Below are 16,031 nucleotides of genomic sequence, written 5' to 3' on the forward strand. Positions count from 1 at the left end.
GTATTTCTGCCATAGGAAAGGTCAGGGCTCTACATGTCATTTGCAGCCACGATTGCAGCAGCCGAGGGCGCAAGCCATGCCGTCACCGAGCTGCCGATCCCGGCGCCCGCATACGGCGTCATCGTGTTCACGATTTTCCTGGTGTCTGCACTGGTGACCTTCTCGTTCCGCGACGTTGCAAACCGTCACGCGGAAAAGGCAGCGGCGTATGCACGCGAGCACGGTGAGGCGCAGCAGCACTAATCGTGTCTACTCGGCGACGTGTGGGGGTGATGGGCGGCACCTTCGACCCAATTCACCATGGCCACCTCGTCGCCGCCAGCGAGGTAGCGAAGAGCTTCGATCTCGATGAGGTCGTGTTCGTTCCTACCGGTGAACCCTGGCAGAAGAGCAACGTCTCTGAGAGCGAGCACCGGTATCTCATGACGGTGATCGCCACGGCTTCGAACCCACAGTTCACTGTGAGCCGTGTGGACGTGGATCGTAACGGCCCGACCTACACGGTCGACACCCTGCGCGATCTTAAGCGGTTGATGCCCGATGCGGAGCTCTTCTTCATCTCGGGTGCTGACGCGGTTCAGCAGATCGTGAGCTGGAAAGACGTCGAGAAGCTCTGGGAATTGGCACACTTTATTGCGGTGTCTCGCCCCGGACACGAGCTATCTCTCTCAGGGCTTTCACACGATAACGTAAGCTTGCTTGAGATCCCGGCACTGTCAATCTCCTCTACGGACTGTAGGGAGCGTGTGTCGAGGGGCTACCCTGTGTGGTACCTAGTGCCTGATGGGGTAGTGCAGTACATCGCCAAGCATGGCTTGTATTCCGAGGAAGCGACAGACAGATGAGTGAGCAAGAGCACGAACGTCCGCTAACGCGCCGTGAACTACGGCTGCGCGAGCAGGCAGAGCGCGAGGGCGTCGAATCAATCGATGACCTCGTCGCAAGTGACGAACCGACCCCCTCCGATGAGGCCCCCGCAGCGGCAGATGATGTCGCTGCAGTTGCCGGCATTGAGGTGGAGATCGATCCGCTACACCCCGACGGCACTCCGCGCACTCGCCGTGAGATGCGCGAGCTGCGCGCTGCCGCGATCGCAGAGATCGTGGCTGAGCGCGAGGGCGACACGGAAGGCGAGCAGGGGACTGCTGCAGCCGACGAGGACGACTCGTACGGTGCTCCGACTGAGGCACTGAGCTTTGAAGACCTCCCGAGCGCAGAGGATGCAGCCGAGGACGAGCTCGAACTCGACGCGCCGACGGAGGCCTTCACTCTCGAGGACATCCTCGATGCTGCAGAACCGAAATCGCCCACGGGCGATGCCGAAGCCGTAGCGAACCTGTTTGCTGCTGACGACACCGACAGTGTCGAGGTCGTCGAAATCATCGACGACGTCGAAGTCTCCGGCGAGCCCACCGTGGTTGCCGACGTGGTTGAGGTCGACGTCGCTGATGTCGAGCCGGCGGAGGTCGTCGAGGGTGAAGCCGTTGAGGCTGAGGCCGTCGCGACCGATGAGGTCGCTGACGCAGTCGTTGTTGAGGAAACGCTCGTCGAGGAGGCGGTCGCTGAGCAGCCCGCACCCGAGGAGAACGACGACGAGTCGGTTGACACGAGCACTGACACTGCCGGGTATTCGTTCCCCGACATCCAGCCTCCTGAGGAATGGCGCTCGGTCTTCGATGACCCGTCACGAGCAGCGACAATCACGGCGCCCGGCGAGTCCGGCGACTTTGACGATCTCATCTCCCGAGCAGTCGCTCAGGAGGGGAGCACTGGCGGAACCGGTGCCTCGGCCTTGATTCTTCCCACGCACCCGGGTGACACCGGTGGACTGACCGGCCCGCTTGGGTCCACCGGTGAACTGTTTGTTACCGGCTCCATCGAACTTCCCAAGTCGATGGGGGAGACTGGCGGCCACTCTGGCATCCATGACTCGCTCGACTACGACCCGTTCCTGACTGGGGAGAACCCCGAGTCGTCGCGTCTTCCGGTGAGTCCGGGCCGATGCCGGTGTCGGCGCTCAGCGCAGTCAGCGCACGTCGCCGCCCAGAGGTTCCCGTTGTCGCGGAGCCGACGAAGGATCGCAGCAAGATGCCGCTGATCCTCGCGCTCTCCGGTGGCGGACTCATTGTTGTGGTCGTTGGCGGCGTGATCTTCGCAGCGACACAGGGACTGTTCGGTTAAATCGCTTTGAAAGGCACACACGTGGCAGAAGCCCGAGATACGCTCACCGATCTGAAGACCGCCGTCCGCGCGGCCGACGACAAAGGCGCGACGGCACCCGTCGCGCTCAACGTGGCGGAGCAATTCGGGTTCGCTGACGCGTTCCTGATCGTCTCCGGCAGCGTCGAGCGCAACGTGCAGGCCATCTCTGACGGGATCGAGCGCGCACTCAACGAAGCCGGTGCCCGCACCGTACGCCGTGAGGGGCGCGAGGGTGGCCGCTGGGTGCTGCTCGACTTTGGTGACATCATGGTGCACGTGTTCCACGAGGAAGAGCGCGAGTTCTATCAGCTCGAGCGTCTCTGGCACGACGCCCCGGTCATCGACGTTGCGGCGATGCTCGAGGTCGCCAACTCCTAGCCTCTGGCCCCGGGCGCGTCGATTTGCTTCGCAACATTGGGGCTGGTGTAGAATAGAAGAGTTGTCGGGCGAGCATTCGCCCGACTTCCCTACGGGTCTGTGGCGCAGTTGGTAGCGCACCTGCATGGCATGCAGGGGGTCAGGGGTTCGAATCCCCTCAGATCCACTCCTAAGTAAAGGCCCCGCTCGCGCGGGGCCTTTACTGTTTCGCGTTACTCGAGTGGTGAGCTGTTCGGAATGACTGGAAGCAGCACGTAGGGTCGCTGTTCCGGGGCTGACATCAGCGTGGTGTTGCCACCAAATACTTCCGGGACGCGCTCCTCGGTGTCCTGGTGGATATAGATGCCGTTGCCACGCATTTCGACGCCGTAGAGCCCAGGCCAGGGGCCTTCGCCTGGTAGCTCGACGTCGCGCCCGGATACAGTCACTGCGATCGTGTACCCCGCTGGCACGATGACACTCGTAGGCCAGACCTCGACATCGAGTTCGTAGACCTCGCCGGGCGCCACCGGGAGGGCTTCGTCGTGCGGGTGCCACGGCCGATAGGGTTCGCTGAGAGTCTCGTCGAGTTTGCGATGACTCATGCGCAGCCATCCGGTGGCAATCAGTCCGTGGGGGTCGTTTGCAGCGACGAAAGTAACGTCGTCACCGTTCGGGTCGAACACGCGTAGCGTCACGAAGACGTCGGCGTCCTCCGTGCTGCTGCTGGCGAAGAGCTTCGCGGCGATAGGGCCAGTGATCTCAAGTTCCTCCGTGAGCGGGGTGCTTCTGAACGTCGCTCCGTCTCCGGAAGCGGCGAACGTCGCATGTGACGTGGCAAGCGGTTCGGTAGGTGTGAGCCGCATGGTGTCAGCGTCGAGGTAGTACTTTGTCCACTGTGTACGGGCGAGCGGCCACTCCTGCTCGTCGCGGTCGGTGAAGGTGCCATCGACGTTGCGCAGCCGGAGGTGCACAGGGGCCTGGTGCCAGGTGTCTTTGCCCTTCAAAAAATGATCGAAGAACGCCAGCTGCATGGAGCGGCCGTACTCCGTGTAGAACTCGGTGAAGTGTTCGAGGCCGTGGATCTCAAGCCACTTGTGTTCGCTTCCTGCGCCCAGAAAGCCCTCGATGTTGCCACGCAGGTGCAGGGCGTTGCCGCCCCAGTTTCCGCAGGACAGCAACGGGACTGAGATGTCTGCGAGATCGACATTTCGCTCCTCGTAGTAGGCGTCGTACCACTCGTGGTCGAGGATGTCCTGCCTGATGTCGATCCGGTTCGCGTCGAGCTCGTCCTGGGTGAGCTCGGCCGGGCCGGATACCAGTTCGCCAGTGATGCGACTGGTGTGGCCGCGGGAGCCGAGGCCGTGCTGTAGGCTCTCGACCTGCAGTGGGTACCAGAGTGAAGTCATGTCGTGCTTGATGCCGCCGTGTCGCGCCGCCTCACGGTAATAATCGGAGCTGCCCTCGAACGGGCAGATCGCGGCAAGGTGTGGGGGGTTCATTGCGGCGACCCGCCACTGATTCATCGCGTAGTAGGAGATGCCGAGCAGGCCCACCTTGCCATTGCTCCAGTGCTGTACACCCGCCCATTCGATGCAGTCGTAGAAGTCCTGTGACTCACGCGGTGACCAGCAGTCGATCCTTCCGGGGGAGCGGCCCGCTCCGCGCGAGTCCACGCGGATCACCACGTAGCCTTCGGGAACCCATTTTTCGGGATCCACTGTTTCCCATGTCATGTATTTGCCGCTGGTGCCCTCGAGGATCTCGGGGTAGGCGGTGACGATGCGGTTCCACAGTGGAGCGTAGCCCTGCTCGAAGTGTAGGCCCTTGCCGTAGGGGCCGTATGTCATGAGCACTGGGTATGTGCCGTCGCTGATGGGCCGATACACGTCGCATCGCAGGACGATTCCGTCGTTCATCTCAATGGGTACGTCCCAGTCGATGCGCATGTTGTCCTTGTCGACTGTGCGCACGTAGCGGTCTTGTTTATCGTACATTCCAGAATCTCCCTTGATCTGCTCTCGTAAACTAACTGTACGTATTGCTAGTATGGCTCGCAACCCCGAATCCATGCACCGGAGCGAAGGAGCCCATGACATGCGTCACATCATCGACATCTCAGTCCCACTGCAGGCTGGAATTGCATCGGACCCGCCTGGGCACACCCCAGATATCGAATACCTCGACCATGATGCGACTGCTGCTGAGGTGGTGTCGTATTTCCCTGGCGCGGGCATCGGCGACCTGCCCGACGGTGAAGGTTGGGCTATTGAGCGCATCACTGCGACAACCCATACAGGCACTCACCTTGATGCGCCGTATCACTTCTCGAAGACTATGGACGGTGACAAGCGTGCCATCACCATAGACGAAGTGCCGCTGGATTGGTGCTTTCAAAATGGCGTCAAGCTTGACTTTCGACATCTGCCCGACGGCTACGTGGTGACTCCAGCCGACATTGATGCGGAGCTCGAGCGGATCGGGCACGTGCTGCAGCCGCTCGACATCGTGCTGGTGAACACGAGCGCAGGGGCTCGATACGGTGAGGATGACTTCCTCGCCAAGGGGTGTGGCGTCGGCCGGGAAGCAACCCTGCACCTGCTGCGACAGGGTGTCCGCGTGACCGGTACTGATGCCTGGAGTTGGGACGCCCCTTTCCGGTATACGGCCGAGCGATTCGAGCAGGGCCGGGATGCCGGGATTATCTGGGAGGGGCATCGTGCCGGCCGCGAGATTGGTTACTGCCACATTGAGAAGCTCGGGAATCTCGAAGTGTTGCCGCCACACGGATTCCAGGTGGCGTGCTTTCCCGTGAAAATTCACGCGGCGTCGGCGGGCTGGACTCGCGCCGTCGCGATCATCCACTGACCCGAACCTATTAGAAGGAGTAATTCGTGCGCATCGCATCGATCTACATCAACGGCACACGCCGCTTCGGGCGCGTCGAGGGCGCGACCTTCACGCCGATTGTCCATGGGCAAGATCCGCTGGATCTGCTCACGGCGGGGGCCGCGGGTGCGCTTGAATGGGGTGAGCCGGTGCCATTCGACCCGAATGGCGTGCTCGAGCCACCCTTGCCGGTTACCACGATCAGGGACTTCATCACTTTCGAGCAGCACACCGCTGGCTCGCTGCGGGCCGTGACGGGCAGCACCGAGGTGCCCGAGGCTTGGTTCGAGGCCCCGACGTTCTATTTCACCAACCCCCATGCAGCGGTGGGCTCAGGCCAGGAGGTGATCGTGCCGCCTGGCTGCGAAGTCTACGATTTCGAGCTCGAGGTTGCCGCGGTCATCGGCGCCGACGGCTTTAATCTCACTGTTGAGGAAGCGTGGGACCACATAGCCGGGTTCACGATCCTCAACGACTGGTCTGCCCGCGACCTGCAGCAGCGTGAGATGCGTGTGGGTTTGGGTCCCGTCAAAGGCAAGGACACTGCGACCACGCTCGGGCCCACGGTTGTGACCACAGAGGAACTCGCGGGGCATTTCTCTGATGGGCACTACGATCTGCAGATGCAGGTCTTCGTGAACGGCCAACTCATCGGCGGGGACTCGTTGGCAAATGTGGCGTGGACGTTTGCAGAGCTCGTGGCATACGCGAGTCGAGGCACGTGGGTGCGGCGCGGGGACGTGCTCGGTTCGGGGACGAGCGGGGGAGGTTGCCTCGCGGAGTTCTGGGGCTGGAACGGGGCACACGATCCGGCGCCGATCGCAGCGGGGGACACGGTCACCATGACCGTGCAAGGGCTTGGCACGATCTCGAACAGGATCGTTGCCGGGCCCCCACTGCAGCACGTTCCCAGAGCGCGACACGTAGAATGGACGCGGCCGTTGCGGGAGTAGGCGGTGGTCGGCGCCTAGCCGTGACGAATACCCGCACAGATGAAACTGTGCAGGTATTCGAGTCGGGCGCGGGCCCCGGCTTCGCCGACGATCCTGCGGCCGCGCTCGCCAACGTTCGTGGAGATGTGCGCGCCGACAGCGAACAGGTACGCCCACTCGTGGAAGCCCTCAGGCTTCCCGGGGATGATGCGTGAGAGGGTCGCGATAAACTCCCGTGCCATGGGGTCGAAGAGCGCGTCCAAAATGTCGCGATCGTACGCGTGCGGGTCGCCAGCCTCCCGCAGCACGATCGTCAGGTAGTTTGCCACACGCTCGTCGTTAATGCTGTTGCTGCTAAGCCTGAGGAATGCCGACACCGCTGCTTCCAGCGCGTCGGTTGCGGTGACGTCGATCTCGCGCAGCTCCCGCATGCGGCTCTCATTGAGGTGTTGGTGATGCTCAAAGATCGTGCGATAGAGGTTCAGCTTCGTTTCGAAGTGATACACCACAAGCGGCAGGCCGACACCAGCCTCGTCAGCAATGTTTCGCATTGAGGCGGCATCGAAGCCTTTGTCGGCGAATACAGTTTCGGCCGCGCGCAAGATGTCTTCTCGACGACTCGGTCTGCTCATGGTGCATCCATTATGGCATTGGGCCACGAGGTGCAGCCTGAGCTGGGGACCGCGTCGCTCCCGGCGCGAAGCCACGCTGTCGCATTCTGCTCCGGCTTTGACGCGTTCTGCTCATACATCAGATCTAAGTAAGGCTAGCCTAAGATCTGTGCGCGTGAGGCGCTCTGCCCTCGGAGCCCCGGGGGCACTTCCGTGTTCTGATCTGAAAGCAACCATGACATTTGTGATGCCCAACTATCGCCCCGCAGCACTGCTCTCCGGAGCGGTGGCCGCGCTACTGCTTCTCTCAGGGTGTGCCACTCCGGCAGAGAGCTCTGCGGGCTCCGCTGCGACTTCGGACACGACGACACCCAGCGCACTCTTGCCGGAGGCGGAGGGAAACACGAGCTACCCGCTCACGCTCGATACCCCGTTCGGCGAGACCGAACTCGTCGAACGCCCCGAGCGCATTGCGATCGTCACAACTGCTACACCAGATACCGATGCGCTGCTGGCGCTCGGCGGCATACCCGTATTCGCTCCGTCGACGATCGAGCGAAACACCTGGCTTGATGCGAGCCAGACCGACCGGATCGAGACCGTGTGGGAGGCAAGCCCCGACGTCGAGCTGCCGGCTGAGGCGGTTGCTGCGAGCAAGCCAGACCTCATCGTGACGCTACAGGCGCTCGACACCTTTGACCAGAAGACGTTTGACCAGTTGAGCGCAATCGCGCCCGTGCTGTATGCGGGTGTCGACGAGTTGAGCTGGCAGCAGCTCACCGAGACGCTCGGTGACACGATTGACCTCGGGGATAGCGCTCGTGATGCGGTGCAGCGCACGGAAGACACGATCGCGAAGACGCGCGAAGCGCATCCGGAGTTCGCCGGCAAGACGGCGACCCACGTGATTGCTCACTCTGAGAAGGCCGGCGCGTTCTATGCGAGCACGCCAGGCTCGAACACCGAGCAACTGTTCAACGAGCTCGGGTTCGTGCTGCCCGAGGCGGCACAGTCGATCGCGCCGGGCACCAAGATCAGCGATGAGCTCATCGGCCTCATCGACGCAGACTTCCTGCTCATCAGCACCATCACCGAGCCCGAATTCTTCTTGGATTCACCACTGCTCGAGACGGTTCCCGCGGTCGCCGAGGGGCGTGCGGTGATCGACCCAGCGGAGGAGGGCACCACGACGAACAACTTCGCGTGGGGCCTCAACCAGCAGAGCGTGCTGAGCATCCCGTGGCTCATCGAGCGCCTCGCAGAGATGGGGTCAGAGGCGCTCAACTAGCTGGGCCAGTTGAGAAGTCGAACGGGCATGACCATCCGTAATCGGTGCGCGGCCAGCAGCGGGCCGCGCACCGCACTCGCGCGGCGCCGCGCGATTGGTGCCGTAATCATCGCCACGGGGCTCCTCGTCACCGTGATGGCGAGCCTCGCATTCGGCGCGAACCCGTTGAGTGTCGGTGAGACGTGGGCTGCGATCTGGCGCCCCGACGGTTCGGAAGCCGCCAGCATCGTCTGGAAGCTTCGCGCACCCCGCACGCTCGCGGGCGTCCTTGTCGGGGCCGCGTTCGGCGTTGCCGGGGCACTCATCCAGGCGCTCACACGCAACCCGATCGCAGACCCGGGGATCCTCGGAGTGAACGCTGGAGCCGGGTTCGCGGTCACGATCGGGATCGGTGTGTTTGGGGTCACGGGTGCAAGCCAGTATGTGTGGTTCGCGTTTCTCGGAGCCGCGGCGGCAACGCTGCTCGTGTATCTCATTGGTTCCGTCGGCGGGGGAATGGCTTCCCCGGTGACGCTCGTGCTCGCGGGAGTCGCGCTCGGGGCCGTGCTGAACGGTTTTTCGACGTTCCTCTCCCTCCTCGACCCCGACACGTTCCGGGCAGTGCGGACGTGGGGGCTCGGGTCAATCGAGAACACCGGCCTCGCTGACACCCTCAGTGTGCTGCCGATGCTGCTGGTCGGCATGCTGCTGGCGGTGCTGGTCTCCGGCGCCCTGAACTCCATGGCACTCGGTGACGACTTAGCCGCGACGCTCGGTGTGCGCGTGGTCCGCACCCGGGTACTGGTGATCGTCGCGGTCACGCTGCTCGCTGGCGGTGGCACCGCGCTCACAGGCGGGATCGGGTTCGTCGGCCTGATGGTGCCGCACATCGCGCGCTGGCTGTTTGGGCCGGATCAGCGGTGGATCATCGCGACCTCCGCGCTCGCGGCGCCGGTGCTTGTGCTCTTCGCAGACGTCCTCGGCCGCGTCATCGCGCGCCCTGGGGAGGTCGAGGTGGGGGTCTTGACGGCCGTCCTCGGCGCGCCGGTGTTGATTGCGCTCGTGCGCGGGCGAAAGGTGAGTGGACTGTGAGCGTACGGGAGAAGCAACTGGATTTTGGCTACCGCACGCGAGTCATTCGCACGAGGTGGCTATCGCAGCGGATCCCGTTGCGAACGGCCGGCGTGTCGGCGGCACTGCTCGCAGTCGCCGTCTTCGTTGCCGCGTTCGCGATCCGCTTCGGTGACTTCCCGCTGACGGTGGGCGAAGTGCTCGCCGTTTTCCGGGGGTCAGGGGACGAATTTCACCGCATGATTGTGGTGGAGTGGCGCCTCCCGGTCGCCGTGGCCGCCGTCGTCTTCGGTGCACTGCTCGGCATTGGCGGCGCGATCTTTCAGTCACTCACCCGCAACCCACTCGGCTCGCCCGACATTATCGGATTCGATGCCGGTTCGTACACCGCTGTGGTGCTGTCGATTCTTGTCTTCGGCAGCTCGAGCGCTTGGTCCCTCGCTGCGGCCGCGCTCATCGGTGGGCTTGCGACGGCGTCATTGGTCGCACTGCTCGCGTACCGCAACGGCTTCCAGGGCTTCCGTCTCATCATTGTCGGGATTGGAGTATCGGCCGTACTTGGCTCGGTGAATTCGTTCCTCATCACCCGCTCGGACTCCACGGACGCGATCGCGGTGGGGTTCTGGGGCGCTGGATCGATCACCAGGGTGTCATGGGGCACCCTGCTGCCGACACTTGCGATCGCCGCGGTGCTGTGCGTTGCAGCGGTGGTGCTCGCCGCGAGCCTGCGTCAGCTCGAGCTCGGTGACGACGTCGCAAGAGCGCAGGGACAGCGGATCGGCGTGGCCAGGCTCGGCCTGCTCGTGCTCGGCGTGGCAACGACCGCGCTCGTGACCGCGGCCGCCGGCCCGATCGGTTTCATCGCGCTCGTTGCACCGCAGCTTGCCAGACGGCTCACCCGCGCGGCCGGGACGAGCCTGCTGTCAGCCGCGGCGATGGGAGCTGCCCTGCTCGCAACGGCGCACCTCGCATCTGTTCTCATCGCGCAGGCGTACCGCGCGATTCCAGTGGGACTCATCACCGTCTGCTTGGGCGGGCTGTATCTCATCTGGCTCCTGATCCGCGAGGCCCGCCGTGCGGGCGGCGCCTCCGCATGACTCCACTCCTCTCGAGCAGAAAGCACCGTATGGACGCGAACACTGTCCCCACACCAGCCGAGGCGCCAGACCGCCTCCGCATCGAGGCCGCAACCATCGGCTACGACCGTCGAGTCATCGCGCGCGATCTCACAACGCGGATCCCGGGCGGATCATTCACCGCGATCATTGGTCCGAACGGGTGCGGGAAATCGACGCTGTTGCGGGCGCTCGCGCGCGTACTCACGCCGAGCGCCGGACGAATCCTGCTCGACGGTGCGTCGATCAGTGCGATGCCGGCGAAGGTCGTTGCGCGAGAACTCGGGCTGCTGGCGCAGACCTCGTTCGCCCCGGACGGGATCCGCGTCGCAGACCTTGTCGCGCGCGGCCGTGCACCGCACCAGTCGATGCTGCAGCAGTGGCGTGCGGTCGACCAAGCGGCCGTCGAGGGCGCGCTCGCGGCGACGAACCTCACTGCGCTCTCCGGGCACCTCGTCGACGAGCTCTCAGGCGGGCAACGGCAGCGGGTATGGGTGGCGATGCTCCTCGCGCAGCAGACCCCGATCATGCTCCTCGACGAGCCCACCACGTTCCTGGATATCGCGCACCAGTACGAGTTGCTTGAGCTGTTTAGGACGCTGCACGAGAGTGGCAAGACGGTCGTCGCTGTGCTGCACGACCTCAATCAGGCTGCCAGGTACGCTGATCACCTCATTGTGATGCGTGAGGGTGCGGTCGTCTCGACCGGGCACCCAGCAGACATCATCACGCCCGAGCTCATCGAGACCGTGTTCGGGCTGCGCTGCCTGGTGCTCCCTGATCAGGTGACGGGAACGCCGACGGTCGTGCCGCTCGACCCGCGTGCCGCAACATTACCCTCGGGGAGTGCTGCGAAGGCGGACGGGCTCACGCCGTAGAAACCGCGGAACGCGCGCGCGAAGCTGTTCGGGTGCTGGTAGCCCACTCGGAACGTGACCGACGTGACCGCGGCGCCAGAACGCAGTAACCGCGCGGCCAACTGCATCCGCGCACGCAGCCGCCACTCGCTGAAGGTCAACCCGGTCTCGCTCAAGAAGGCACGCTCAAGGCTGCGACTACTCGTGTGCACTTCGACCGCCCAATCAGCGGTGCGGCGCTCGTCGCCGGGGTTGAACAGGAGCGCCTCAGCCACGGCCGCCGCGGTCGGGCTGGCCGGCAGCGGCAACTCCTCCGAATAGGTCGCGCCGCGCTCCAGAATGGAGAGCACCTGGCGTTGGACGTTCGCGCTCGGCCGGATGATCGTGCTGCGGCTCTGATACAGCGCAAGGAAGAAGCTCTGGTCGCGCTCGGTTATCGTGACAACGGTGGGCTCGTGCAGCACCGTTGCTGTCTCGCCGATGGGGAACCAGTACGGGAACACGATCGAGTCGGTTCGAACGTCGAGCGAGTGCGGCGTGCCGACCGGAAGCCAGAGCACCTCGCCCGCGTGCACCTCGGTCGCGTGGCCGGGGTGCGTGAAGCGCGTCGAGCCACGCAGCTGCCAAAACGCCATGTGCACGTCGTCATGTCGGATCTCTGGCACGGTGACGGCAGGAATCTGCAACAGGAGATCGACGGTGTGGGCGACCGAAGCGTCAGCTCGGGAGTACATTGCGCTTCCGTTCTGTCGGGGATGGCGCAGCACGGACTAGCCATGCGCCGCGCCAGAGGCAAGGTTAGCCTAACCTAACCTTGCCTCCGTGGCGCTTCGACAGCTCGAGTGACGAGGAGTGCGCAACGAGCGAGACGAGATGGCCCGCTGTTACTGCCGCCCGATCGCTGAACGAACTGCGTCCTCCAGTGGGATCAGGTGGCTGTGGTCGTCCGATCCAATGTCGATCCGGATCCACTCGACGGAGCCGGTGAATGAGCACCCTGCGCCGCGATCGCTGGTCACTGGCGTGCCTGTCGTGGTGCCGACGTCGCTCGATTCGTCAGCGGAAAACACGATGGGTTGGGTCGCATCGATCCGACCGCTCCCGACGGAGATCCCGTCAACGAACAGCGTCAGCTCGCCGCCCTTGCCGAAGCCGCCACCGTCGTACGCAAACTCGGCGCGGAGCTGCCGTGGGCCGTGGGGGATCAGGTCGCCGGAGGTGATGACCGTGGTGGACAGGCCGACGAAGTTGTAGGCAAACTTCAGTTTGCCCCCGTCGATGTAGAACGACCAGCCACCGAGGTAGCCGCCCTGGCTGAGGAGCACGCCCTCGGCAGGATCGCCGGAGACCTCGACCTGGGCGGTGACGTTGAAGGAGCGGTTCTTAATGCTTAGCACCGCGTTCTCACCGAGGCGACCCATGCCGGGGAAGAGGATCTGGGTGTTCCCGGTGATGAGCTGCGGGCGCCCAGCAGCTCGACCGGTTAGACCTCATCCGCCCTCACCACCGAGCCGATGACGTTCTGCTGGTACTACGGCGCGCGCGTCTCTTCGGCTATCACGGGCCCGCAATACCGCATTCCCTGGGACAATATTCAGTCGCTCTGGAGCGCCGGTCAGGCGAACTGGGGCGCTGTGCTCGATTACGGTCTGAACGGGTACGCCCCAGGGGTGCTGCCGCCGAACTCGCTCGGTCTTGACCTCGTGAACAATGCAACACGCAACGGGAATCCCGAGGCCGGGCCGACCGGCACGATCACTGAGAGCATGTGGTACGCATGGGTGCACGAGGACGGCTCGTTGGTCGAATCGATCAACACCGGGCCCATCCGGCTGACATGCAACAGTTCGCGCGATAGCCGCTCGTCGACTGAGCGGTACATCATTAAGAACTTGGCGCAGTCGGCGCGACCCGATGCTCCGGCGCTCGGGTGGACCATCGAGCAGGCCGAGCAGGGCCTGACCCAGCGCGTCGGCATCGACGGCTCGATCGACTTCTCCGGCGCGGGGGGTAACGGCTACTATCGGCTCCTCGCATGGCCGGAGGCTCGCGACCCACTCACGCCGAACGCGTCTCATGGTGCTCCGACGATTTCGTACACGGCCGCTGACCTGTTTGACGCGAACGGGTATCTTACGCCGCGGGCTGACAAGGAAAAGTGGACGCCGGGCAGCGTCTACTACCGATACGACATTCCGCTTCCGGACGCTCCAGTCATCACTGAGCCGCCGCACAACTCGCACACGAATGTGCCGGACTCCGTGACGATCTCGGGCACCGGCACACCGGGTCACACGATCTCGTTGAAGTTCACCGCCGGCACGGGGAGGAGGGCGGTGACCTCGGACCCAACGACGGTTCCGAACTGCCGCTCACAGGCGTGAATCCACTCGAGGCAGGCTTTACCGCCTGTTCGATCGATGACATCGACCTCACCGTCGCTGCCGACTGGGAACGGCTCAAGGGCATCGTTGTCACCAACGACCCCAACGGTGACCCCGTCGCAACAGAGGGGGGCACAACGCTCGCGTTGACCTGCGGTACTGAGCAGATGACATCGGCAGCCGATGGGACGACGGTGTTCAACCTCGCCGCCGACAAAGCCTACGTGGTCTACGAGAGCACGCTCGCTGCGAACGCGATCCCCGCCGCCGCGCCGACGCTCATCACCATTCCGTACCCCGGAAACGGGGAAGCGGGACAGCCCGAGTGGAACTACAATCCGCACATCTATCCCAAGAACTCGCTCGCGGGAGCGGGCGCGACGAATGACGGCGAGATCGTCGGCGATCAGATCACCTGGGACGTCACGGTCCCGATTGCGGCACTCGCTGACGGCGAGGTCTACAGCGAGCTGCGAATCAACGATCAGCTCGCGAGCTTCGTCGAGTACACGAGCGGTACCGTTGTGCTGAAGGATGCTACTGGAGGCGATGTCACGCTGGTAGAGGGCACCGACTACACCCTGAGCGCGCCCTCAGGTAGCGGGGGAGACGAGGTCATTTTGACAATGCTCGCCCCTGGCCTTGCCAAGCTCGACGCAAACATCGGTGGCAAGCTTGTTCTTACTATCGAGGCGAAGGCGATCGGCAGCGGATCGACCGCCAACGAGGCCCAGATCACCATCAACGGGACAACGACCGATCCCGGAACCGGGCCTGAGGTCACAGATCCTAAAGAGTTCTTCTCGGGCGCACACATCATGAAGGAAGCCAAGAACAAGGGGGCCGCCGCAAACGTCCCGCTTGCCGGAGCACAGTTCGACGTGTACGAGGCAGCGAGCGGCTCTACCGAGTGCCCGACCGAGCCTGACCCCGCTGCGGCCAAGGTCGTATCGGGTGCGGAATCGGGCGCCGATGGCAAGACGCCAAACGAGGTCCTCGCCGAAGGTGTCTACTGCGTGTACGAGACCGGTGTGCCGGCCGGGTACAAGGGTCTCAACGGCGGCATGCTCATGACCGTCGACGGAGAGGACTCGTTCGTCACTATCGTCAACACCCAAGTTGGCGCGGACGAGGGCGACCTGCCGGATCTACCGATCACTGGTGCAGTGGGCAATGTTCTGCTCGTCGCAGGCGGCGCCGCACTGCTGGTTGTGGCCGGCATGCTGATTGCTGCGCGACGCAAGCAGCAGCAGCTCTAGAAAGGAACCGAGGAAACGCGTCTGCCCTGGCCCACCACGTTGTGGGGCAGGGCAGACGCGGTCTCGCTGCGAACGAGAAACCGGTGAACAGGCAGCGCGAACATGACGTCCGGGCGGATAGAGGGGGACCGAGTGACAACGATAGATGCGCCAGCAGTGACACCTGGCGAAGCTGAGGCGCCGCCACCGGAGCCACGGCGCTGGCGGTTCGGGCTGCTGAACATGATCATCGCGGTGCTGCTCCTGGGCGGGCTGACGCTCCTGCTCTACCCGACCGCCGCGTCATGGGTCTCACAGCGCAACCAGTCCAATATCGTCTTTGATCAGACGCGAGCAAACTCGGAAATTGCCAGAGCGGAAATCGAGCAGGCCTTGTTTAAAGCCTCCGAGTACAACGAGGCGCTGGTCTCGGGGGCATTCCTCGAGTCCGGAGCGAATATCGCTGAGGGTACGGGAGCGGCTGTACCAGGGCTGGTGAATCCGCACGACTACTGGAACCTGTTGAACGCTGACCCAACTGGCACGCTCGCCCGTTTGCGGAATCCTTCGATCAGTCTCGATCTTCCTGTCTATCACGGAACGAGCGACGCGACCCTGCTGAAGGGCGTCGGGCACCTGCAAGGCACTTCGCTTCCGGTCGGCGGAGAAGGCACCAGGTCGGTGTTGACCGGGCACCGGGGTCTCGCAAATGTGACGATGTTCAGCAACCTCGACCGGGTGAAGACCGGTGACACGTTCAGCGTCGAGGTCCTTGGCGAAGTGTTGACGTATCGCGTCTTCGAGAGCAAGGTCGTCGAGCCTGAGGACACGGAGGAGATTCGTGCGGTTGCGGGCAAAGACCTCATGACGCTCATTACATGCACCCCGCTCGGTGTGAACACGCATCGCATTCTCGTGACCGGCGAGCGGGTAAGCCCAACTCCGCAGGCTGACCTCGATGCTGCAGGAGCGCGGCCTGAGGTTCCCGGCTTCCCCTACTGGGCGCTCGGCTACGCGGCCGGTCTTGGTGTGGTCGGGCTCTGGGTCTGGCGTACTGGGTATACAGTGCGCGGACGCACTGCTGCAATCGAATCTCGGACGTGAGCTG

At 63.8% G+C, this 16,031-nt stretch carries 17 protein-coding genes and 1 tRNA gene; 14 read left to right on the forward strand and 4 right to left on the reverse strand.

Annotated elements, in window-relative coordinates; translation table 11 throughout:
* The first annotated feature begins 33 nt into the window (after positions 1-33).
* From AUL38_RS10250 to AUL38_RS10270, 5 genes are all read left to right on the forward strand, one after another.
* Positions 34-243: a hypothetical protein gene (locus tag AUL38_RS10250; protein WP_059061803.1), complete on the forward strand. Its 210-nt coding sequence runs from the start codon at positions 34-36 to the stop codon at positions 241-243.
* On the forward strand, positions 243-845 hold the full coding sequence (nadD, locus tag AUL38_RS10255; RefSeq protein WP_083506777.1) for a nicotinate-nucleotide adenylyltransferase: 603 nt from the start codon (positions 243-245) through the stop codon (positions 843-845). Before AUL38_RS10250 ends, nadD begins: the two co-directional genes overlap by 1 nt.
* A complete protein-coding gene (locus AUL38_RS10260; RefSeq protein ID WP_059061807.1) occupies positions 842-2,098 on the forward strand; it encodes a hypothetical protein in 1,257 nt (418 codons plus the stop codon). Before nadD ends, AUL38_RS10260 begins: the two co-directional genes overlap by 4 nt.
* Before the next feature lie 104 nt (positions 2,099-2,202).
* Positions 2,203-2,580, forward strand: a complete 378-nt coding sequence (rsfS, locus tag AUL38_RS10265) for a ribosome silencing factor (protein ID WP_059061809.1) — start codon at positions 2,203-2,205, stop codon at positions 2,578-2,580.
* A gap of 93 nt (positions 2,581-2,673) precedes the next feature.
* Positions 2,674-2,746: transfer RNA gene (locus AUL38_RS10270), tRNA-Ala, on the forward strand.
* A gap of 46 nt (positions 2,747-2,792) precedes the next feature.
* Here the strand turns inward: AUL38_RS10270 and AUL38_RS10275 are convergent.
* Positions 2,793-4,556 (reverse strand): CocE/NonD family hydrolase, encoded by a 1,764-nt coding sequence (locus AUL38_RS10275; RefSeq protein WP_059061810.1) that lies wholly within the window; start codon positions 4,554-4,556, stop codon positions 2,793-2,795.
* A 100-nt stretch (positions 4,557-4,656) separates the two neighbouring features.
* On the opposite strand from AUL38_RS10275, the gene AUL38_RS10280 reads away from it, so the two are divergent.
* Complete coding sequence (locus AUL38_RS10280) at positions 4,657-5,427, forward strand: cyclase family protein (protein ID WP_059061812.1); 771 nt, start codon at positions 4,657-4,659, stop codon at positions 5,425-5,427.
* Positions 5,428-5,453: 26 nt separating this feature from the next.
* Complete coding sequence (locus tag AUL38_RS10285) at positions 5,454-6,401, forward strand: fumarylacetoacetate hydrolase family protein (protein ID WP_059061814.1); 948 nt, start codon at positions 5,454-5,456, stop codon at positions 6,399-6,401.
* 14 nt (positions 6,402-6,415) lie between these two features.
* On the opposite strand, the gene AUL38_RS10290 is transcribed toward AUL38_RS10285, so the two are convergent.
* Positions 6,416-7,012 carry a TetR/AcrR family transcriptional regulator gene (locus tag AUL38_RS10290; RefSeq protein ID WP_059061816.1) on the reverse strand — a complete coding sequence of 199 codons (597 nt, stop codon included), beginning with the start codon at positions 7,010-7,012 and terminating at the stop codon, positions 6,416-6,418.
* A gap of 214 nt (positions 7,013-7,226) precedes the next feature.
* On the opposite strand from AUL38_RS10290, the gene AUL38_RS10295 reads away from it, so the two are divergent.
* From AUL38_RS10295 to AUL38_RS10310, 4 genes are read left to right on the forward strand one after another with little or no spacing between them, the layout of a single operon-like run.
* Positions 7,227-8,279: an ABC transporter substrate-binding protein gene (locus AUL38_RS10295; protein ID WP_059061817.1), complete on the forward strand. Its 1,053-nt coding sequence runs from the start codon at positions 7,227-7,229 to the stop codon at positions 8,277-8,279.
* A gap of 27 nt (positions 8,280-8,306) precedes the next feature.
* Positions 8,307-9,350: an iron ABC transporter permease gene (locus tag AUL38_RS10300; RefSeq protein ID WP_059061819.1), complete on the forward strand. Its 1,044-nt coding sequence runs from the start codon at positions 8,307-8,309 to the stop codon at positions 9,348-9,350.
* Positions 9,347-10,426: an iron chelate uptake ABC transporter family permease subunit gene (locus AUL38_RS10305; RefSeq protein ID WP_059061821.1), complete on the forward strand. Its 1,080-nt coding sequence runs from the start codon at positions 9,347-9,349 to the stop codon at positions 10,424-10,426. The genes AUL38_RS10300 and AUL38_RS10305 overlap by 4 nt, the downstream gene beginning before the upstream one ends.
* 29 nt (positions 10,427-10,455) lie before the next feature.
* Positions 10,456-11,322, forward strand: coding sequence for an ABC transporter ATP-binding protein (locus AUL38_RS10310; protein ID WP_059061823.1), 867 nt, complete (start codon positions 10,456-10,458; stop codon positions 11,320-11,322).
* On the opposite strand, the gene AUL38_RS16880 is transcribed toward AUL38_RS10310, so the two are convergent.
* The gene (locus AUL38_RS16880) at positions 11,226-12,035 is read right to left on the reverse strand and encodes an AraC family transcriptional regulator (protein ID WP_083506779.1); all 810 of its coding nucleotides are present in this window, start codon (positions 12,033-12,035) and stop codon (positions 11,226-11,228) included. The two genes, AUL38_RS10310 and AUL38_RS16880, sit on opposite strands and share 97 nt — an antisense overlap.
* Positions 12,036-12,185: 150 nt before the next feature.
* Complete coding sequence (locus tag AUL38_RS10320; protein WP_059061827.1) at positions 12,186-12,722, reverse strand: hypothetical protein; 537 nt, start codon at positions 12,720-12,722, stop codon at positions 12,186-12,188.
* 93 nt (positions 12,723-12,815) lie between these two features.
* Between AUL38_RS10320 and AUL38_RS10325 the strand changes: the two genes are divergently transcribed.
* The 3 genes from AUL38_RS10325 to AUL38_RS10335 all read left to right on the forward strand — a co-directional run bounded on the left by AUL38_RS10325 (position 12,816) and on the right by AUL38_RS10335 (position 16,027).
* Positions 12,816-13,685, forward strand: coding sequence for a hypothetical protein (locus AUL38_RS10325; RefSeq protein WP_059061830.1), 870 nt, complete (start codon positions 12,816-12,818; stop codon positions 13,683-13,685).
* Positions 13,667-14,944, forward strand: a complete 1,278-nt coding sequence (locus AUL38_RS10330) for a SpaH/EbpB family LPXTG-anchored major pilin (protein WP_235590688.1) — start codon at positions 13,667-13,669, stop codon at positions 14,942-14,944. Before AUL38_RS10325 ends, AUL38_RS10330 begins: the two co-directional genes overlap by 19 nt.
* Positions 14,945-15,076: 132 nt before the next feature.
* Positions 15,077-16,027 carry a class C sortase gene (locus AUL38_RS10335; RefSeq protein ID WP_235590683.1) on the forward strand — a complete coding sequence of 317 codons (951 nt, stop codon included), beginning with the start codon at positions 15,077-15,079 and terminating at the stop codon, positions 16,025-16,027.
* Positions 16,028-16,031: the final 4 nt, after the last annotated feature.

It is taken from the genome of Leucobacter sp. G161, from assembly GCF_001482305.1.
Lineage (GTDB): Bacteria > Actinomycetota > Actinomycetes > Actinomycetales > Microbacteriaceae > Leucobacter.